Below are 21,090 nucleotides of genomic sequence, written 5' to 3'. Positions count from 1 at the left end.
ATAAAACTTCTCAAACCGCTCCGCTATCTCGGATTTTGCCGCTTTCATCGTCGCTACCGGTCGATCAAATGTACCCAGTTCGATCCGACCGACCCCTTCCCGAACAGCCCACGAGACCGACTCCTATCGCAGTCAACACGCCAAATCAGCCTTCAGCTGTGTATTCCCGATCGTGCCCGAAGGGACTGTATCGCTTGCCGCCACCCTCGTAGAACTTGCTGAAGAACTCGACGTACTCCAGGCGAACCGCCTGCAGGCCCGCCGACGAGATGCCCAGTACCAGCACGAGCAGATGGCCGAGCAAAAGCACGACGATTCCGCCGAGCCAGCCCAGCGCGATCATCACAGGATCGCTCCCATTGACCAGGCCCGCGAAAATGACGGTCCCGTGTTCGGGAAAGCCATTGAAGAAGATGAGGTGAAACTCCCCCTCGTGGATGTACGCACCGAACACCAGCAGGTTCACTGCGAGGGCCATCCCGGCCTTCGCGAGCAGAACGGCTGCCAGTCGAGTGTAAGAAACCACGTGCCCGAACGCCTGCGTGATGCTTTCGATCAGGGCGATGCCACCTTCCGCGTACACCGCCAGGGCCAACCCGGCGCCGGCCACGGCGAGACCAGCCAGCCCGACCGTTGGGGAGAAGCCGGCGAATCCAAGCGGCAGAGCACCACCGCTATCGAGGACTTCGAACATGAAGTCCGGCTTGGGACCACTGACGTGCGTGCTGAAGACCCACAACCAGAGTCCCACTGTGAGCATGATCCACGAGCCACTCTCGACGAACGCCTCCCCGAGGCCGTGTCCAGCGTTGTTGACGAAATCCAGTGCTCGTCCGCCGGCCAGGTGAGCGACGCCAGCGATAATACTGACCAGTAGCCACGCCTGGGCGAAGGCGATGTAGTGTGGTTGCAGCCCCTTGTGGATCGGTGGATGACCGTTCCAGACGATTTCCCCGAGTTGGTGGAGGCCGAACACTTCGCCGTAAAGGACGCCAAAGAGTGCGGTGAAGCCGCCGGCCCACATGCCGACGCCGCCGAGACTCCGGAGGACGTCACTCTCCAGCCGCGAATAGATCACGTAGCCCAGCAGGACGTACAGGAGTCCGTATCCAAGGTCGCCGATCATGAATCCGAAGAAAAGCGGGAACGTCAGGAACAGCGCGACCGTCGGGTCCAGTTCCGAGTACTTCGGCCGGTTGATGACCTCGACCAGTGACTCGAAGGGTCGGGCCGGGCCGGGGTTCTCCTGTACCACGGGCGGCATCCCCGTACTCATCGGCAGGATTCCGCTCGTCCCGTCGGCGACCGTCCCGTCCGGTGTGCCACCGTCCGGCGCCACCTCGGCAGTCTCGCTCCCGTCGGCGTCGATCCCGCCTTCGGTGTCGACGGCCTCGCGATCTGTCGGCTGGCCGTCCTCGTCGTAGTCGGCGCGTTCGAGTTCGTCGACGGCGACGTGGTCGCCGACGGCTTTTCCGAGTGCGTCCTCGAAGCGGTCGACCTCGTCGGTCGGGATCCAGCCCTCGGCGAGGAAGGCGTTCTCGGTGGTCGCGAAGGTCAGCGGCGCCTCGCTCTTTTGGACTTCGATCGTGAGCTTCTCCTCGGCCGCCAGCAGGAAGCTGGCGACGTCGAGTTTCAGTTCCTCGAGTTCGTTCTCGACCGTCGTGAGCTGGGATTCCAGCCGCTGGCGACGGTGTCTGAGTTCCTCGAGGTACGTTTCCGGGTCGCCGTCGCCGTCCGGAATCTCGACGGCCTCGAAGTCAGTCCCGACCAGAGCGTCCTCGAGCACCTGGTCGTCGGCCGGGTTGGCGAAGGCAGCCAGTGCAGTCCCTTCGGAGAACACTTCGGCGGCCTCGATCGCGTCGGTCCCGTCGAGTACGTTTTGTACTTCCCCGGGATCCCCTTCGCCGACCGCAACCGACAGAGAGTCGTACCCCGAGAGGAGGTCCAGATCGATGCCGAGTCGGACGAAAAACTCCATGCGCTCGATCCCCTCTTCGACGTCCCGGAGATCGCGTTCGAGTTCGTCACGTCTGTCGTCGAGGTCGTTTACCTCCCTGCGGATGTCTTCGAGTTCGTCCTCCAGTGCCTCGTCGGTGACCAGTCGCGTCGGCCCCGCGTCCTCGGGTTCGACGCCGAGCGTCGACTTCAGCGCCCGGACTGTCACGAGCCTGTTCGAGGCCTCGTCGGCGCCCTCGCCCGGATCGCCGGGATCGAACCCTTCGAAGGAGCCGTCGTACTCGGTGATGTGAAGCAGGTCGAGACTATGGACGGTCTCGATCACGTCGGCCATGACAGCCTTCGAGCCGGTCACCGAGACCCGGCTCATCCGCTCAGGTCTGAGCATGTACCGCCTCCTCGAACGCTTCGAGGACGTATTCGACGACCGGCTCGATGCGTTCCTCGGCCTGGGATTCCAAACGCTCGCGCGTCTCGCGCCCCTCGGCCAGGATCTCCTCGCGCTCGGCCTCGATCTCCTCGCGAGCCCTCTCGAGACGCTCCTGGGCCGTCTCCTCGGCCTCCTCGTGGGCCCGATCGCGGATCGCTTCGGCCTCTTTCCGGGCTTCCTCGAGGCGCCCGTCGCGTTCCTCCTTGGCCTCTTCGACGATCTCCGCCGCCTCCTGCTCGGCCTCCTTGATACGGTCGAGAACCTCGGGCCTGGGCATCTATCACACGTCGGTTGTGAGAGCGCCTATTTGGGCGTTGCGAAGTGTTCGCGCCTCCGAACCCTCTGATCCGGCAACCGTTGCCCGATCCGGTCGGTCTCTCGACCGGGTCCCGGTGACATCCGTTCGATCCATGGAATTATGCCCCCGAAGACCCAACGGGGCCACGATGGGCTTTCTGGAAGACAAGTCGCGTGCGCGGCTGTTCTACAAGTACCTCTCGACAATCTACGACCGGATCAACCCGTTCATCTGGAACGAGGAGATGCGTGGCGAGGCCCTGGAACTGCTCGAGATCGACGAGAGTGACCGGGTCCTGGACGTCGGGTGTGGAACGGGATTCGGGACCGAAGGGATCCTCGAACACTCCGAAAACGTCTATGGCCTCGATCAGAGTCCCCATCAGCTCGAGCAGGCCTTCGAGAAGTTCGGTACCCGTGGCCCGGTCCAGTTCTGTCTGGGCGACGCCGAACGCCTCCCCTTCGCCGAGGACACGTTCGACATCGTCTGGTCGTCGGGATCGATCGAGTACTGGCCCAATCCCGTCGAGGCCCTCGAGGAGTGTCGCCGTGTCGCCCGTCCGGGCGGGCAGGTGCTCGTCGTCGGCCCGAACTATCCCGCTTCGACTATCTTCCAGAAACTCGCCGACGCAATCATGCTATTCTACGACGCCGAGGAGGCCGACCGGATGTTCGAGGCCGCGGGCTTCGAGTCGATCGAACACGTGACGATGGGACCGTCGTACGATCCGGACATCGCCATCACGACTGTCGCTCGCGTCCCGCGCTGATCCGTCGCTCCTTCCGGTATGCTTCGATGGCCCGTCCCCGTTCTATCCGGCCGTCGTCTCGACGGTGGCGAGGACGTCCTCGCCCTCCAGCAGGGTGAGTTCGACGCGGGCGCCGGCAGTCAGGTTCGGCGCGTTCGTGCTCGCCAGGCGGATCGATCCGGTCTCGCCGGCCGTCCACTTGCCGGTCGTCGCCGCATTGAACGGTCCCGTCGGGCCGGCGCGAAACCCCTTCGCGGCGAAGAACGGGATTGGCGGCTGTCGATCGAGGGGCGTGCCGTTGATCCTGACCCGAAGCGCGAGTGATTCGGGAGCCAACGTGTCTCCACCCTCGTGAGTGAGGGCGATCCGATCGTCCGAGGCGTCGACACTGGCGCTCAATCGTGTCGTCGTCGCCGGCTTTTGATGGTGGTCCGCACCGAGCATGATCGTCCCAGTGGCGGCCACGAGGAGGACCGTCAGCACGACGATTACACACGTACCGACGACCGGACTGATGCCACGTCCGTCCATTGATGGCCGTGGGCGCGTTCCAGTACTTGAACTGGGGGAACGACCGCCCCCCGAGCTACAACCAGGGAGATGACGACTAACTTTTCGAGCTACGACCAAGATGACGAGTGACTCTTCGAGCTACGACCAAGATGACGAGTGACTCTTCGAGCTACGACACAGTGACCGAGACGGATCCTTCACCGTTGTGCGCGGTGATCGTCTCCGAATCCGACACCGGAAGCATCCACAGCCGGCCGTCGGATCCGGTCGTTCCGACCGTTTCGTTGCCGACGGAGACAGTCGCAGAGACCGGGTCGCCGGAGTCCGCATCGAAGACGCTGACTGACAGCAGTCCACGGCTCGTCGTCTCGTTAACCTCGATCGAGAAGAACTCGGCCCGCTCGGTCGCGACCGTCGTCGTCGGTAGCGACGACAGACTGAGACGCTGGACTTCGAAAAAAACGTCCGTCGTTCGTCCGTCGAAATACGTCTCGAGTTCGCCGTGAGCGTGATTGAGGCTGACTGGGTAGACCGGCGAGTCGCCGAACCCGCTGATGCTCGGGTTCGACACCAGATTCTCGAACGCCCACGGATAGACGGATTGAGCCCGCTCGTGGACCGATACCAGCGGGGACGTGCCGTCGGACCCGAACACGTTCTCGCCTGTCTCTGCTCTGGCAGTCCAGACTGTCGCCTCCCGGAGGTAAGTCTCGCCGTCGACCGCTCCCATGACGATGCCGTCCTCACTACTTCGGAGCGAGAGTCGTCCTGCGGGACGTTCGGCACGGGTCGTCCGGACGAGGCGTTGGGTCAGTGGCCCGTCGAGGGAGACAACCTCCGCCTCGACGCTGGAGAGGCGAGCGGCGACATCTGGCGGCATCGAGAACTCGCTACGCTCTACCGTCGTCTCGATGGTGGTCACCCGGTCACGGATGCCGCCAGCAGACGCGCTGATTCGGGCGAGTTCCCGGAACAGCTCCTCGGAACTGTACTCGCCACGGTTGTACGCCCGGACAGCTTCATTCCGCTGTTCGCGTAGTTGTTTACTCTCACTAACGATCGCGTCGAGGGTTCGCTGGATGGTCTCGATCCGACTCGTTCGATTGGGACTCGCCTCGAAAGCACGTCCGAAGGCGCCGGAATCGACTGTCGCTCGAAGCCGTTCACGATCGGTTGCAAGCGCACTTGAGAGGTCAGCATTGACCAGTACCCGCTCGTCCGCGGAGACGTTTTCGGCGGGGATATCCAGTTGACTGACGGTTCCGTTCTGTGACTCCACTATGAGGGCCATCGCCGGGGTCGTGCCAGTGGCGACCGCGATGACAGAGACCGAGCCGAGGACCGAGAGGGCGATGAGGGCAGCCGCGCGACGTTGCATCGGGTGACTGTTGAGCAGGCCCCGTGAAAAACCCAGCGACGAGTCGCTGGTTCGACACGACGGAGCTCCCTCGGGATTCCATGCCGCCTCCCGAATTGTGAACCACGCCCAGAAATTCTCGATTCACTGTGCCTTTCTGGTCTATTTCAAATCCGGTCAGATACCACTCTCATGCCTCACGAATTTGTTCGCTGCGAGAAGGGCATGCCGCCTCCCGGACCTCAACTGGTGGTTTACATGCCCACATGACATCCCCCCGTCTAGATGACGAGGAACGCAGATCGCCGAATCGAGAATCTGCAGGACCGAATCGAGCGCGGCGAGGAGATGAGTGGAGACGATCAGGAGGTACTCCAGGCCTTCGACAGTCGGCTTGCCCTGCTCGGTAGCCAGTACGGAAAAGAGCGCCGTGAGAAGCTCCTCAGACACTGTGTGCGTATCGCCGAGGAAGTCGGTGGGCTGGCTAACGCCCTCGAAGACAAGCGAGCTGCCGAGGACATCGTCCGCTGGATTCACGACACCTACGACAACGAGGAGTCGAATCGGGATTACCGAGTTGCTCTTCGGATGTTTGGGAAGCACGTCAGCGACAGCGACGAGATCCCCGACAGCATTTCGTGGGTCTCGGCGACCACATCGAAGGACTATAACCCGATGCCGAACCCGGCGAAGATGCTCTGGTGGGACGACCACATTCAGCCGATGCTCAACGAGTGCCGACACGCCCGTGACAAGGCACTCATCGCTGTTGCGTGGGACTCGGGTGCCCGGAGCGGGGAGATCCGAAATCTGACCGTCGGCGACGTTTCTGACCACAAGTACGGCCTGCGAATCTCCGTCGATGGAAAGAAGGGTGAGCGGTCGGTTGTCCTGACGACTGCTGTACCCTATCTCAAGCAGTGGCTGAACGTTCATCCCGCCCCGGAACAGCCGGATGCGCCCCTCTGGTCGAAGCTGAACAAACCGGAGGACATCAGCTACCAGATGAAGCTCAAGATCCTCAAGAAGCACGCCCGGAAGGCCAGTATCACCCACACAGACGTGACGTTTACCCGAATGCGGAAGTCCTCCGCCTCGTATCTCGCGTCGGACGGTGTGAATCAGGCTCACATCGAGGATCACCACGGCTGGGACCGTGGGTCGAAAGTCGCTTCCCGATACGTGGCTGTCTTCGGTGATGCCAACGATCGCGCCATTGCCCAGGCCCACGGCGTCGACGTTGAGGAAGACGAGTCCGATCCGATCGCACCGGTCACATGCCCTCGGTGTGGGAACGAGACGCCACGAGACGAACCTACCTGTGTCTGGTGCCACCAGGCGCTCGACGCCGCGGCGATGGAGGAACTCGAAAAGGACCAACGAAAGACGCGAACCGAACTGCTCCGGATCGCTCGCGACGATCCCGAGCTGCTCGACGACATCGAGCGTGTCGAGCGGTTCATCGAACTTGCTGACGAGAACACTGAAATCCTCCGCGAAGCTCGAGAGTTCGCCAGTGCTGGCGAGAGCTGAGGCAGTCACCGTCTACACCTCCTCCTTAGCCCGCTCGATCTCGCTTTCTACGTCGTGCAACGTCGGCTCGCTCCCGTACCGAACGAGCGCACTCAGCGCGAGAGCACGGACAAACTCGTCGTCTCCGTGCTTGAGGATGCGGACGAGGGTGTCCTTGTTTTCTTGAACGAACTGGTCCCCGTCTGTGCTTTTCGCCGTCACCGAATCACCCCCTTCGGCGACAGACCGAACTCGCTTGGTGTGTGGGATGCGACGTGGTGTGAGACGCGCTTGTCGCGTAGATCGGTCCCACAGGCAGGACACTCAACCAGACGAATCTTGTCGTGGCCGAACCGCTCAATCATCCCGCCCACCCCCGGTGTGGCGGTGTTCCTCGAGGACGATACTACCAGTCGCTAGTTCATCGTGCTGTGAATCCATGATCCGATGAAGCGCCGGTAAGGCCGGCGAAACCGGACCAGGAAGCCGTCGTCCCGAAGATCTAAGTATCTAGCGCTAGTAACTAGAGACGGGAAGATCGCTTCCCGGTCCATTCGTTTCAGAACGGCGGGCCGAAGCCTGGTGAGCTTCGACCGGCCTGCCGTTCGCACCTTCCAATTGTCGAGAGTCATCGTTTTCGTGTCGCCTCCGATTGTACAGTGCAGATATTCCTGATTGTCATACTTCAAACCTGTTGTTAAGCAAATAATTAAGTTATTTACTAACCCTCGAAGGTACCGCATTACAGCGATGAGAGACTCAGATATCACACAGGTTGGAAGCATCGTAAATATCTCACATTCTATATTACTTCGGACAAGCTACCCCGCTATCTACCGCTGGCCCGCGCCTACTGTGCGAGCGACATCTCTCGGCACCTGAACCGATACTTCAACGGTTGCTGGTGGCTCACATCCCTCGCTATCTGTTTCCTCACCGAACAGCGCCGTCTGGAGCTGTAGGAGCGCCGCTTGTAGTTCTCGAAGCGCCTTCGTACGATCACGACCGGGCTTGATGAGCGCACGCCGGGCTGGCTCGACGTGCTCGGAAACGATTGTTGCAGCCTCCTCTTCGGTAACAGACTCGGGTAATGTGTCCTCGATCGTCGCCTGTGCCGTGAGTTTGACCGCGAGAACGTCAGAATGAACGTTTAGGTCGTCTAAGTCACTTTCCGAGTCGGTGCATTCTTGCGTCGATGGGTCGTTTGTCGTCATGGGTTCTTGGTCTCCGAGAACCCGGCCCGCCTGGGCCTAACAGGCGGGCACTTCTCGATTGGTTGTGCCCCGAGGGACCGGTTTCTCTTACCATCTCCTATTCTGTGTAATGGTGATAAAGCTTCCCCATCACACACTGAGGAAAAGGGACTCATGCTGTAGGAGGATTCACTATTTACATACGTGATGTACTCGAAGGGGAAAACAGTGCCAGGGAAAGATCGTGACGAGGAGTCCGGGAAGTACACGACCAGCTACTCGGACTCTGATTTCGTCAACGCAATTCGCCACCTCGATGGCATGGCGGGTACTTCTGAAATCGCCGATGAAGTCGGCTGTACCCGCCGGACTGCCTACACTCGTCTCAAGTCGATCGACGAGAAAGGAGATATCGAGAGCCGTGAAGTCGGGAACTCGCTCATCTGGATTGTCTCAGAGTAGTGGACTCTCTATTTGAAACGATTGTGGGAAGCGAGACGGCTGCAGTGAAAGTAACCCACTTAGACCTCGCGGCTAGTGGTCGGGCATTTGCTTTGGCAAGAAACACTTAGTTACGTATTCCAGCGTGTCATAGAAAACTTCACACCTTACTCAGTAGCGGGTCGGAACTGGTAGTCGGTCCGGTTGGCAGGCGCCATGTCTGGCACCTCTGCGTGATTGAGGAGGTGCTCAGGGTAGGCCTCGTAAACCAGCCCGATCAACAGGGCTTCCACCTCGGCCAGGTACGCCGGATACCCGTACGGTCCCGGATAGTGGTGAGGGTCCCAGGCCCTGATCCAGAGATACGTCTGGTCTTTCAACCGACGAGTTCCCTGCTCAAAGAGTTCGCTAGCCCAACTGAGCTTCTTGGAATCGACGCCAAACACGGTCTCTGACAACTCACCGACGTGCCAGTAGCTGCCATCACCCCAACGAGCGAAACTCCGAGTCCCAGTCCGATCATATGCGATTTCTTCGAAGTTGGCACTCAGTTCGTTCTTCTTCCCGTAGGCCTCTGCCTTACCAATATATCGTGGAATAATATCTTCTGGCGATGAGCCGTCAGAGGCGAGCTGGTACATGACATAGAGCAATCCATCGGGGCCGTCTGTCACGCCATCGCTGTGGACACAACGTTTCCCTTCTTTGCGGATTCGAGCATCGATTTCGTCACTACGCTTGAGTACCGACGACGATCCCACTTCCGTAAGTTCAACGAGAAGATCGTCGTCCGTCTCGAACAGCGGAATCGGGTCTTCTGAATCGGAATCGTGAATCTCACGACAGATTGTCTGTTCAACCCAGTCGTGCCACAGCGATGTTTTGCTTTTGCCGCTCAACTCGCGTGCCTCGATATCAGCAACCATTTTTGCTTCTTCGTTTGAGTCATTGTGGTCGAGATCAACCCAGTCGGGTCCGACCTTCCCCATCTCGTGGGGAACTCTGTTCGGCACAAAATCCCGGTTTGCAAAAACGCGGTTGAACCGCGGGTGGGAATGGACGAGTCCGACTGTCTTGGCTTCAAGTTCCTGTCGATACGTGGGATATCCATACGGACCAGTGTCGATTTCGGTAACGTCGACTACCCAGGCGTAGAGAGGAGAGTCCGCGCGGTCGTAGACTGTCGCAATGTGATCGTACTTCCCGTAACTACCCCACGAGCCATCGTCTTCCCAGTCTTTGATGGGGAGGGCATCCCGTAACTTTCTGAAATGGTCCATGAGCCGGGTTGCGATCTGGCTTGTTTCGCCGATATAGACAGGGATGACAGCAGACGGTCCGTCGACAGGCTCCGCAAGAAGATAGAGCAAATATAGATAATCGCCACTTCCACGGCCCAATCGATAGGAGTCATATGCGTCAGTCATCTCCAATTGAGACCCCGACTCGTCGATCATCGGGACAGGATCAGGCGTCTCCTCGGAACGGACATCCGACAGAATGGTCTTTGTCACCCACTCGTCCCACACCGCTGCTTTTGATTCCGAGGCTGACATGCGTCAGTTATCAACAGTCGTATATTAAAAAAATTAATACTGAGTTCGTCTTAACTTGTCAGGGATTCCCGGAACGGCGATATCCATCCTGATGTGAAATCTGCTGATGCGGATTTCTGTAGGGCTCTTGCCGAAGATAGTGAAGTAGTACCTATATTAGAATTGGTAGAAAACCTCGTGCAAGATACAGGGCGGTTATCTTACACAACAACTCGGTCTGTCCGAAAGTGGTGTGGTCAGTCAGCACAATTTTGATTAGTCCATCCGGATCGTATTACTTATAAAATTCTGAGTCTGTTCACTCGTCAATGTCATCAAGCCTATTTGCTGCCTCTCTAATCACCGATTCAGAAAGATCGACGGTGTAGTCTACCTCTCTACCGTCTTCCTCAACCGTAGTAAGCACTCGAACGAGTTCTTCACCGTCAAGAGATCCGCCGTAGACGACTTCATCGACATCCTCATCAGCTACTATGTGATCAACGTCTTCCTCGTCGTAGTCTGGTCCATTAGATTCTTCCCAACGTGTAACATCAATAATTCTATCGGTCATCGACCAAACCAATAGACTACGGCTAGAAAATAGTGTGGGTATAACTCTTGATCATGAGATCGTGAAACCGTCCTCTAGTAATCCATATGCTGCATGCGTGATCAGTGTATGATGCTATGAGGGACATTATTCGCCAATTTTGACGACGACGATGGTCTTCGAACGGAAGTCGCAACACCCGAATCAATAACCGGGTAAGTCCGAGTAACCCGTTTTCCTTCGGCCTTTGATCGTTGCCTGGATGGTTGTCGATTGATCGACGACCAACGACCAATTACCCATTTCGACCGCTGCTCGTACGGCCTGTTTTTCGCTGCTTGATTGCCCTCTATCCGCTGGTCTTGCTGGTCTTCAATTCCGTCGAAATCGGGAAGCAGCAAACATTGCTGCTATCAGCCAACTATCCGCCCTCGCTCAAGCGAAGTATTTCGCTGCTTGATTGCCCTCTATCCGCTGATCTTGCTGGTCTTCAATTCCTACCACCGAGATCGCCCCTGAAGGAGCGGCAAACCACCCCTTGAGTAACCACTTTCTCGTTGGTCTTGCCCCTTCGTTTCAGGTCGACCGGCAACGACCACCGATCAAGGGGTGTTTCGCCGCTGGTCGTTCTCTGGCTTTATCGCTGGTTGAGGCCCCTCTTTCCGCTATTCTCGGTGCTCTTCGATAGCGGCCAATACGACCACCCATTCAGGGGGCCAAACCACCCCTTGAGCACCCCCTTTCCGGTTGGTCTCTCCCCTTTGTTTCAGATCGACCGGCTACGACCACCCCTCCAAGGGGTGCCTCGGTGGTGGTCGTTCTTTCGCTTGAGCGCTGCTTGAGCACCCTCTTTCCCCTATTCTCGGTGGTCTTCGATATCGGCCCCTTAGACCACCCCTTCAGCGGGGGTGAATCACCCGCTGACCACCCTCTTACTGGGTGGTCTTTCTCCCTTCTCTCAAAACGACCGGGAGCGACCACCGCTCAAGGGGGCGCTTGCCCGCCGGTCGTTCTTTCGCTTGAGCGCCGCTTGAGCACTTTCGCTCCGCTATTCTCGGTGCTCTTCGATACCGGATCCTGAGACCACCGCTTCAGCGGGGGTAAACCACCCCTTGAGCGCCCTTCTCTGGGTGGTCTCTCCCGTTCGTTTCGGACTGACCGGGAACGACCACCGCTCAAAGGGGTGCTTGCCCGCCGGCTGTTCTTTCGCTTGAGCGCTGCTTAAGGTCCCTGTATCCCCTGTTCTTGCTCTGTGTTGGGACGGGGCGAACGATCACCGGAATGAGGGGAGGGATTTTACCCCCGATACCGCCGCTTTAGCGCTACTTGAGATCGCTCTACCGCTCGAATTGGCTCACTGCGACGAGTGAGGCCTTGAGCACCTGTCTTCCCCTTCTTCGAGATGATTGGGAAAGCGCTATCTGCTACCCGAAGTCATTGGAATGCATGTCAAATCCCTCAGTGATCCTCCAACGAGTCGCTCGACACTTTGCCGACGTGATCCCACAAGCTGATGCCGACGCACAGCACAGTCGATGGAAGGCTGGTATCGGTCCCTTTGAGGAGGAGAACCAGATTGAGATGATCCTCGACGAATTGGAAGCGGATCGCGCTGGCGATATCCAGACTGAGGTTCCATATCCAGGTAGCCAGCAGCGGTGTGACCTGCTCGTCGAGACCGACGGCGTTCGTCTCCCGATCGAGGCCAAATTACTCCGGTTCCGGCTGGACAATGGGAACATCGATCCCAACATGTACAAGAGCGTCTTCAGCCCGTTCCCTGAGCGCAGCTTGTCGTCGATGCTCACCGACGCTCGAAAGTTAGTCGACTCCGGCTTCGACCAACCGACCGGACTCCTCGGGCTCTACTACGAGAAGAACAATGAGGAGTACGAACAATTACGGGCGGAAACGATCGCCGAGAAGTTCCAGCGTGATGTTTCGTACTGGTACGACATCGACGTTGAGATCGCCGCTATCGAGCCTTTTGACGGCCTTCAGCACCCACACCATCAGCACGGTGCGGTTATCATCTGGCTTCTCTCTGGTGATTGAAGACTTCCACAAACCTCATATCAACCAGTCGAACTAATAACATAGAATTCCTCACGCAGTATTGATTCGAGCCAAGAATCGATGAAACGGCTGATAAGTAGGAGTGAATAATTAATGACTGGATTATCTACCAGTTCATAGAGCTATTCTGATAGCCGTGCTGGATACAAGGCGCGTATCTTGTGCTTATTTCACGATGGAAACGGTGATACATACGCTGCGGATGATGCGAATCGAGAACTAATGAGAAATAAGAATTATCCGCCTTTATGCTGGGGCCCGAATATTATTCGAATCTCCTGGCCTTCTTTTTCATTTCCTTTGCGTAATCAGAATCGATCCTTAATTCTCTGTCATTCCGATAGTCAGAAGTTATTATAACAGATTTTTCGGACTCGATGATTTTATCGAGTAAAGGGACAAGTGAATTCCTTCTTGACAGATAATGAATATCGATCCATTTTCCATCTCCCGACAGAACGCGATTGATAACTTGTTGTGGGTCTGGTTCTGTAGAATTAATATCTATCTTTATATTAATATCTGGTCTCTTCCCTTTTGCTAACTCCAATAAGGCTAGTGAATTTGCCACCATCCTCGTAGTCCGATCTTCAAACGGGATTATATTCTCTCCCAAAATGGAATCTTCGACAGGGTGTTCTTCACCTGCATGGATACTGTACAATAATGCAATAGCAGAGTTCAGAACCCGATCTACGTTTGATAAATCATCGTGAAGTTTGTTCCCAAGACGTCTCTTTTGTCTACGAGGGAGTTGGTAATGTAAATATTCTAAATCCCGAATTGAATTTGTTATCCTCTCTCTGATTCTGTATTTGGCATCTCGTCTGCCTTTTTCTTTATTTATTGGATCATTAATAAATTCTACATCACCTGAAGTTAAAACCCCTCTATATCGTCGGCTGTCCACGATCTTGTGGTACGAATCTTCCATTGTATTAAACTCAGCATATATGCTGACGCTCAATATCACTTTCTTTTTTCACCCGGTAATGACACCCGGAGTCAAACCATGATTGGAAAAATCCTACAAGTCATCGTGATCCTGATAATAATTGTGGTCCTCATAGGTACAGGCGCGGCTGGTGAAATTATTGATGTTGCTTTCGAGATCCACGATGTTCTATGTCCGGATCCATCGTCACCATTCAACCCGTTTTGGTGCTAATTAGGGGAATTGCCCGTAGCGCTCTGCTGCATACACGCTCTGTATCTTGTACGGCGTTCTTGATAGATAGCGGGTGACCAGCAGAATGATCGTTGTGTGAGTGTCCTGTACTGAACATTCGAACGCAATCACACAAACTGCTCCAAAACGAATCAACTGAAAACTATGTCTTCGAATTCCCGGTTCACAACCTCAGCCGTCGGCGCATTCAGGTATGGCTCTACCGCGGAGAAGGACGACCACCCACCGACTTCCATCACCACACGCGGATTCATCCGCTCGCGTACCAGCAAGGTCTGTGCATAGTAGCGCCGGAGATCGTGACTCGACACTTTCTGCCAGTCGGCGTCTCCGGTTTCCTCTGCGACGCGCTCGGCGGTCGCTTTGACCCGGCGCTGCACGGAACGCTCGCTCAGATTGACGATCGGTTCATCTCGATCAATGTCTTCGACGTTGGCGTAGCGAAGTAACTCACTCTCAACCTGCTCGGGAAGGTAGGCGTCGCGAGGCTTCCCACCGCTTCCTTCGGTGTCCTTCCCCTTGGGAACCCGAAGCCTGGCGTGGCCGTCGACGTGCTTGATGTGCTCCGGATGGATCTGCGGGATCTCGAAGGAACGGAGTCCGACTTCACCACCGAGCTGGATAATCAGGGAGTCGCGGTAGCTCCCTGCGCTCTGCTTGAGGGTCTTGTACTCGTCCGGCGTGAGCCAGCAGCGATACGAGTGGTGGTTCTCGTTGCGCTCGATTCGCATGGATAGTTCTCAATGACAAGTGCGACATCATAAACCACCGTTTGGCTCGGACTGGGGCGGATCAGCCTGCTATAGCGGCTTCCGTGTCGTAGTTCTTGGTCAACAGTGACGAAGTGAATATTTGGAATTAATTCATTCCGAGCAGTTCTTCCCTGACTGCTGCTCTTGCGATACGATCTTCAAGGAGATCTAGGAGAGATTCTCCCCAAGAAAACACACTTTCTGAAGGATTTTCTCTCGCCTCTTCAATTGAGAGAAATTCTTCTATTTCGTCGCGCTTCTGTTTGTAATGTTCTTCTGAAGAGCCAGCCCAGTGTCCTGACAGATAGGTACTTCGAAGAGAACTCCTTACATCATTCAAGTGACCGTATTCTACTAACATTTCCCGCGTTAGGGTGTTTTCCGTTGGTCCCTCGGGAAGGTGAATTCCCATGGAGTTTGCAACGAATGGCGCATGATCCTCACGGTTCTCTTCGATCCATTCACGTACATCTTCCCAATCAAACCTATGGAAGATTGGACCACCTAAAGAAAGGTTACCGCTTAACCATTGTGTCGTCCACCAGGACTTGAAATCTTCTTCACTAAGTTTGCTTGCTACCACTTCCCAGACTCCGTCTGGATTTACCTCTACACACTTTGAGAGAACCCCGCTGTGATGACTAGTAAGTCTCACAAAATGACCATCCTCAACAGATGCTTCAATTACGTTTTCGACAATATCAGCAGCAAGATTTGGATCCTCATCTAGTATCTCCTCTGAGATTTTCTGCCACTCATGAGATTGAGTATGAGTATGACCCTTTTCTGGGAGTACCAGAACGTTTTGATGTGTGACCGAATTTAAAAGAAAGCTCTCATCTGGATCTGGACTATCATCTGGATAGACGTAGAAGGAATATAGCAGTTCTAGTGCTATATGGGCTGATTGACTGTCTGACTCTAATAAGCGTCGAGATATCTCTTGTAGAAGCTTTTCTGATATGGCTTTATGAGGACTAGGTAATCTACCAAATTCTCGAAGGGCCTCTACATCAAGGGTGCCACTTTCAACCTCATCAATAATTTCTTGAATTTTTTCGTCGGTTGGACTTATCATCCGCACAACGGTGGGATAGTAATCTTGTAGTGCCCCTTCTTGCATCTCTTCAATAACTTTATCATATCTATCAGAGTCACGTTCTTCTAATATTAGCAAATATCCAATTACGAATGAGGGAAGTTGCTTTGGGTGACGTTCAGCAAGTTCATCCAATATTTCGTCAATTAACTCACTCTCCGAATCTCTCTTTGAGATCTCCTGACCAAATTCATATCCTTTGGTAACATCGTCTTGGAACAGGAGGTCATATTCTTGACGAAGATGTTGAATATTTGAGAATGCCTCCTCTGCTAATTCATTTACGTTCCTTCTTCTCGTTTCTTTCTCTTCTTCTGATCTATATACCTGAGATATGTATACATATCTGATGAATCTTGAGTGATAAGAGTGATTAACAGCCCAACCCTCGATCTCAGCCCATGCTTCTCTCGCCTCTTCATCAAGGTTTTCTGCTTCAAATTTATTTATTGATATGATCGAACTAATTATCTGTTGTGAGTTGTCCCAGTCTTCCTCGTAGAGGTCCTTAAATGAGTTTCGCACAAGTTCATCCAGTTCATCGGAGAGAGATACATAGTCTCGAGCGGCATCGGACAATATCTCTAGGATTCTGTTTCTTCTCTCTTCTTCCAATTCACATATGCACTCTTCAAGAGTTTCCCAGACTAATTTGAAATATGAGACCCACTCTTCTCGGGAATCTGGGTACCAAAAGTTAGGAAATTCTCTTGCTCCTTGCCGCTCCGGATGTCCTGTCTTTTGATAGTTCCGAGTTTTGAGTGCTTTTTTGCTAGCATCAACTGCCAAGTCAAACTCTCTATCGTTCTCCGCTCTCAAACCATCTTCAATGTGATGCAATCTATCTGCTGGCCTACGTTCAGTAGGAGATAGTTGACCCGGTACTGGTGAAAACAGTCCTGTGTAGATACCTGTGGCATTGTTCGCAAACCTCTCATTTTCAGCGATTGCTAACCGTCGAAGATAGCCCGCTGCATCATCAAAAGTAGCGTCCCAGACTGCAATCCCCCTGAGTGCCCTTACCATTCCTCTTCGTCCTTCTTTGAAATCTTTTAACTCGGAAAGTGACCGCATCCGGAAGAATCGGTCTAAAACCTTTATTCCATCTTCAGCTGAGGCTTGAGCTAATGCTTTAAAAATCCGGCTTCCAGATTCAGTTTCTAGTAGAGCAGTATTATTAAACCAACCTCTCCGACTCAAAACATCCGCAACCCAATCACGCCCCGATTCAAATGCATTAAAGTATGGTATTCGTCTCTCTGCACGCCTAATTAATCCGGGGGGCAGCTCCAAAAGATCAGAAGTGATCTGATCTCTTTCCAAACGTGATTTGATGAGTAGAAGTGCGAGAGGTAACGGCTGAAGGCTCAGAGCAGATTCTCCGTTAAGTAGTCCTCTTTTTTTAGCATATGAGACTATTTCAGAGACTTCTGATTCTTCTCCTACGGAATCTAGTCCAAATAACTCATAAACCTCAATAAATTCGTCACTTAAATCCCCATTTTGGTTTTTCCACCCAACTCTTTCGAACATCGCAAATGCTTCTAGTGTTTTCTTTATGTCACGGAGATTCGGGCGATCCTCTTTTTTCTCATTACCAACTAATAATTTGTCCATCAAAGTACCCGCCGGGAGATCTAATTCTGAGTTCCATCCGCCGAATTCAATCGTTGGCAGCAGAGTAGCCGTGATACCCGGAAATCCATCAGAGAATTCAACAATTTTAGAGATCGCATTTCGGTTTAGATCTGGTCTTTCTCTCTTAATCAACTCTTCAATAATGTCTTTACTTAGGGGCTTCAACTCTACTTGAATATCCGCACTAACTTGCTTGAGACTATCAGATATTGTTACTATATGAATCCGGTTGCCCCGCTCTCTAAATTTATTCACCAACGATTCATGATACTCCGGCGAACATTCATCGACAACTAAGATACATTTTACATTGTCATTTATTTCTAAATATTGTATTAATTGACTTTGACTTAGTGATTTTTCACTTGTATGGATAACTTGCCCTCGCAGAGCGTCCTTATCTAATATTTCAAATATAAATCTAGTTTTACCAACTCCTGATAAGCCTGTGATTCGTGTTACTGAAGCGGTATTCGAGGATGTTATTCCTCTCTTTATATTATCTTGATACTTTTTTCTATCACCACCATCTACGTAGGTGTGGATTGATGAGACTGACTGACGATCTGCCCAAGTGTCGATATCAACACCAACATCAATCTGGGGGTGGTAGCGGACTGCAAGACTTGGATACTGTTGTGCGACTGTGACTAACTTACTAACGTCGAATATCTCGACAGCAGCTGAGTCAAAACCGTGGGAAGCGAATGTATTCTCTAGTCTTTCTTTTCTATTTTTTATTTTCCTGTCTGTCAAATCATCAAATATGACTAAAGTATACGTTCCATTTTCTTTAAGAACCTCCTGAACCATTTCTTTTACCTCTCCACTATCTTCATCTAAAACCTCTTTCTCACATTCTTTTGGGGAGAGATCACTACGCTTCAATTGGTAGCCCGTCTTTCCAGTTGGGATCAATGACGTCCGGTTCTCAGATTTGTTTTCTGCTAAAGCGTCTATCCCTCCATCTGGCACATTGACTTTTATAGGAACGTGATAACTCTCTAGACCCATACCACAGGACGTAGCTTCAGCCGAGAGTAGACTCCGGAGAAACTTTGCTGTTTCATCAGCGGTGAAATTCGATATCTCGACATCGCCGAACTCAAAGGGGGAAGGCATGGGATTCCCAACACAATGAGATGTGATTAGTCTTTGGCCTCTGCTTTCTCTTCGGATATCTCCTCAATATCTGAATATAGAGAGTGATCCGACCATCAGAACCGTACTCTTTGTTGTATTCCATATTAGGCGTGTCCCTAAGGGGACTTCATCAAAACACATACTACTCTCTCACAGAACTCCTCGGGGGTGTTGGTACAAATTTCCGCTCAGAAACGTCGGTTTCTACCGCAATTCCCGTTGTTTAGACAGTGTTGCCACTGATCTGTCGCATCTCATCTTAAGTACCGCCATGCCTCCGTAGTGTATGATTGTACCTCGGTCGCGTCGACTGATTCGTAGCCAGCATCCCTTTTCTGCTTGTACCGAACCGTCGCCATCCGAAATCGTTCTGCGGGCATATCCGCAGCAGTCCACAGCTCGTATCCTTCTCGTAACAGCCGCCGAACCTCATCAACCGTCCCAAAATCTAACCGGAGCGGACCACCCTCACGGTCTTGAAGGTCAATATCATGCTTGGCTGCCCAAGCGATGAACGTACTAGTGGTTTCGTCGAGCCCCTTCTCAGCTGCTTCCATCGCCTTGGCTCCCGCTTCAGCGGCTCGTCTTGTGGCCTCCTTGGCTTCTCTCACGGCATCGTGTACGAGATCAGCAATGTACTTCGATCGGAGCGAAACACTGCCATATTCGTGTTCTACCAGTTCGGGGATTTGATCAAGAGCTCGCCGAACGCTACCTGGATGACGATCCGCTTCTTCCGCAATATCCTTTGGACTTACTTCACCGCCATCAGTGACTAGAGCCTCCAACGTATCCCAAGCTGTTGGTGAAATTCCATCGGCAAGGTGCTTGATGACGACTGATTCCTGTCGGTGCTTGATCTGAGTGAAATCAAGCTCGACGAGATTCCGTTCTCGATCAGACTCGGCAGGTTGGAAATATGCGTCTTCAACGTAGGTTCCCATTCCAGGCCGGACTGGGAGACCTGCTTCCGAGAGAACACTGAGAAGTGTCTCCTCGAGTTCTTCGTTCAGTTTGTCGATATCCGCTTTCGATGCCCCCAGTTGCTCATCCCAGAACGATCGCTGATACGATACGCCAACTTTCGGATGAGCTACCGAGCGGTCGGAGTCGAGATTAACTGCTTCTCGTGCGTAGTAGTGCTTGACCTCTTTCGGAAGCTCATGATCAGGGAACGCCTCACGGACTCGCTTTGGTCCGAGAGTCGCTGTATGATAGTACCCAGGCTGGTCTCTCCCTCTCTCGTCACTATCGAATTGAACCAACTTACGGCGGCCTGAGCGGTCATTTTCAAGTAGATGGCCTAATTGGGCGAGAGGACCATCGCGAGCATGTACTGACCCACTGTCTTCCTCATGAACGCGGACATAGCGTTCCGCATCCAGAATCGTCGAAAACTCGTGCGCCCTGAGGAAGTAATGACGGCTGATTCCCACAGACTCAACAGCGGATTTGATGAGACTCAGATACTCCGCAAACTCGATATTCGAGCCTTGGATGTGGATGTTTACGCCTTCATCGACACCATCGGGGATCGAGATCTCTTGTCCGTTCTCGCTTTCCATGCCCTGCCAGCGTGGAGCAATATGAGCATGAAATGAACGCTCTCCGATCGGATCGTCCGCGCTTTGGACGTGGAGATCGAACTCCCGCATCGATTCGAGTTGGAACTCGGTTCCAGAGGGAAGGTGACTCCCAGGGTGCGCGAGTCCTGAATCCCGATATGAGAGTGAAACGTCCCACTTCTCTCCACGGTACTCGAATGATCCGCGCTGACTGCCATCTCCCTCTTTGATCCGACTATCGAAGGCGAAGAACGGCTCCATACCGTACCGCGTAAAGAGATAGTGGGCGGCAAACTCGTGGGGTGCAGTCTCGATCAGCTGCACGCCACCTCACCCCTGGAGTTTGTCGATGCGCGGAGACGCCCCTCATGGGGGGTTGTCCTTCCGGCATGTAAACCGAGAAGGGTATGCCGCCTCCCGGATTTGAACCGGGGACAGCTCGATCTTCAGTCGAGTGCTCTCCCAGTCTGAGCTAAGGCGGCGCGTTCGGAAGGTCGGTGAGCGACAGCAAAAGGATTTCGATAGCGGGCGCGGGGCTCACCGATCGGCCAGTCCCTCGATCAGGAACTCCGCGGAGGTCCGTGTCGTCGCCATGGGCGTGTCGTGGACGTCACAGATACGAAGCAATGCCGTGATGTCGGGTTCGTGGGGCTGGGCAGTCAGTGGGTCCCGGAGGAACACGATGCCGTCAAGTGCCTCGTCGGCAACTTCAGCGCCGATCTGGGTGTCACCGCCAAGCGGCCCGGACTGTTTGCGTTCGACGTCCAGACCAGTTTCGTCCATGATTCGCTTGCCGGTCGTCCCGGTGGCGACGAGGTCGAACCCCTCGAGAACGTCTTCGTGGGTTCGGACGAAGTCGATCATCTCGGGTTTTTCGTCGTCGTGAGCGATGAGCGCGATCCGAGTCATACCTCCAGAAGGGGCGGCCGCGGGTAAAGGTGTTGAGATTCAGTTGTTTCAGGCGACCACCTTAGACAGCGAGGGAGTCCCGCCCTTACCGTGAGGCGAGAGTGTTCCGACACTTGCTGTCGGAACCGAGCGCCGAACAGGGCGGGCGGGAATCGCGTAAGCTCCCACGAACATCTACCACGT

17 protein-coding genes and 1 tRNA gene are annotated in these 21,090 nt (G+C 54.1%); 4 read left to right on the top strand and 14 right to left on the bottom strand.

Features of this window, described 5'->3' with window-relative positions; genetic code table 11:
• Positions 1 to 145: 145 nt before the first annotated feature.
• Entirely contained in the window at positions 146 to 2,344 is a 2,199-nt protein-coding gene (locus tag E3374_RS09035) for a V-type ATP synthase subunit I (RefSeq protein ID WP_136688751.1), read from the bottom strand.
• Positions 2,331 to 2,663: an ATP synthase archaeal subunit H gene (gene ahaH / locus E3374_RS09030; protein ID WP_136688750.1), complete on the bottom strand. Its 333-nt coding sequence runs from the start codon at positions 2,661 to 2,663 to the stop codon at positions 2,331 to 2,333. The genes E3374_RS09035 and ahaH overlap by 14 nt, the downstream gene beginning before the upstream one ends.
• A gap of 169 nt (positions 2,664 to 2,832) precedes the next feature.
• On the opposite strand from ahaH, the gene E3374_RS09025 reads away from it, so the two are divergent.
• Complete coding sequence (locus tag E3374_RS09025) at positions 2,833 to 3,453, top strand: methyltransferase domain-containing protein (RefSeq protein ID WP_136688749.1); 621 nt, start codon at positions 2,833 to 2,835, stop codon at positions 3,451 to 3,453.
• Positions 3,454 to 3,495: 42 nt separating this feature from the next.
• Here the strand turns inward: E3374_RS09025 and E3374_RS09020 are convergent, their stop codons facing one another.
• The gene (locus tag E3374_RS09020) at positions 3,496 to 3,963 is read right to left on the bottom strand and encodes a type IV pilin N-terminal domain-containing protein (protein WP_136688748.1); all 468 of its coding nucleotides are present in this window, start codon (positions 3,961 to 3,963) and stop codon (positions 3,496 to 3,498) included.
• 151 nt (positions 3,964 to 4,114) lie between these two features.
• Positions 4,115 to 5,323, bottom strand: coding sequence for a DUF7094 domain-containing protein (locus tag E3374_RS09015; protein ID WP_136688747.1), 1,209 nt, complete (start codon positions 5,321 to 5,323; stop codon positions 4,115 to 4,117).
• 264 nt (positions 5,324 to 5,587) lie between these two features.
• On the opposite strand from E3374_RS09015, the gene E3374_RS09010 reads away from it, so the two are divergent.
• Positions 5,588 to 6,835 carry a site-specific integrase gene (locus tag E3374_RS09010; RefSeq protein WP_136688746.1) on the top strand — a complete coding sequence of 416 codons (1,248 nt, stop codon included), beginning with the start codon at positions 5,588 to 5,590 and terminating at the stop codon, positions 6,833 to 6,835.
• A 12-nt stretch (positions 6,836 to 6,847) separates the two neighbouring features.
• Here E3374_RS09010 and E3374_RS09005 read toward each other — a convergent pair whose 3' ends face one another.
• A complete protein-coding gene (locus E3374_RS09005; protein WP_136688745.1) occupies positions 6,848 to 7,036 on the bottom strand; it encodes a hypothetical protein in 189 nt (62 codons plus the stop codon).
• Between the two features lie 611 nt (positions 7,037 to 7,647).
• Entirely contained in the window at positions 7,648 to 8,028 is a 381-nt protein-coding gene (locus tag E3374_RS09000; RefSeq protein ID WP_136688744.1) for a hypothetical protein, read from the bottom strand.
• A 207-nt stretch (positions 8,029 to 8,235) separates the two neighbouring features.
• Between E3374_RS09000 and E3374_RS08995 the strand changes: the two genes are divergently transcribed.
• Positions 8,236 to 8,469, top strand: coding sequence for an HTH domain-containing protein (locus E3374_RS08995; protein ID WP_136688743.1), 234 nt, complete (start codon positions 8,236 to 8,238; stop codon positions 8,467 to 8,469).
• 146 nt (positions 8,470 to 8,615) lie between these two features.
• On the opposite strand, the gene E3374_RS08990 is transcribed toward E3374_RS08995, so the two are convergent.
• Positions 8,616 to 10,004, bottom strand: coding sequence for a GIY-YIG nuclease family protein (locus tag E3374_RS08990; RefSeq protein ID WP_136688742.1), 1,389 nt, complete (start codon positions 10,002 to 10,004; stop codon positions 8,616 to 8,618).
• Between the two features lie 298 nt (positions 10,005 to 10,302).
• On the bottom strand, positions 10,303 to 10,557 hold the full coding sequence (locus E3374_RS08985) for a hypothetical protein (RefSeq protein ID WP_136688741.1): 255 nt from the start codon (positions 10,555 to 10,557) through the stop codon (positions 10,303 to 10,305).
• 1,425 nt (positions 10,558 to 11,982) lie between these two features.
• Here E3374_RS08985 and E3374_RS08980 point away from each other — a divergent pair.
• A complete protein-coding gene (locus E3374_RS08980) occupies positions 11,983 to 12,591 on the top strand; it encodes a transcriptional regulator (RefSeq protein ID WP_136688740.1) in 609 nt (202 codons plus the stop codon).
• Between the two features lie 286 nt (positions 12,592 to 12,877).
• Here the strand turns inward: E3374_RS08980 and E3374_RS08975 are convergent, their stop codons facing one another.
• The 6 genes from E3374_RS08975 to E3374_RS08950 form a co-directional block, all read right to left on the bottom strand.
• Entirely contained in the window at positions 12,878 to 13,546 is a 669-nt protein-coding gene (locus tag E3374_RS08975; protein WP_136688739.1) for a hypothetical protein, read from the bottom strand.
• Positions 13,547 to 13,932: 386 nt separating this feature from the next.
• A complete protein-coding gene (locus tag E3374_RS08970; protein WP_136688738.1) occupies positions 13,933 to 14,532 on the bottom strand; it encodes a site-specific integrase in 600 nt (199 codons plus the stop codon).
• Positions 14,533 to 14,659: 127 nt separating this feature from the next.
• A complete protein-coding gene (locus E3374_RS08965; protein WP_136688737.1) occupies positions 14,660 to 18,412 on the bottom strand; it encodes a hypothetical protein in 3,753 nt (1,250 codons plus the stop codon).
• 275 nt (positions 18,413 to 18,687) lie between these two features.
• The gene (locus E3374_RS08960; RefSeq protein ID WP_248299429.1) at positions 18,688 to 20,322 is read right to left on the bottom strand and encodes a MarR family transcriptional regulator; all 1,635 of its coding nucleotides are present in this window, start codon (positions 20,320 to 20,322) and stop codon (positions 18,688 to 18,690) included.
• Between the two features lie 84 nt (positions 20,323 to 20,406).
• Positions 20,407 to 20,480 (bottom strand) — tRNA-Phe (locus E3374_RS08955).
• A 55-nt stretch (positions 20,481 to 20,535) separates the two neighbouring features.
• A complete protein-coding gene (locus E3374_RS08950; protein WP_136688736.1) occupies positions 20,536 to 20,907 on the bottom strand; it encodes a methylglyoxal synthase in 372 nt (123 codons plus the stop codon).
• Positions 20,908 to 21,090: the final 183 nt, after the last annotated feature.

This window comes from Halorhabdus amylolytica (genome assembly GCF_004944975.1).
GTDB classification, from domain to species: Archaea; Halobacteriota; Halobacteria; order Halobacteriales; family Haloarculaceae; genus Halorhabdus; species Halorhabdus amylolytica.
The sequence above is the reverse complement of the archived record's forward strand: the minus strand, read 5'-3'. Positions and strand labels throughout refer to the sequence as shown.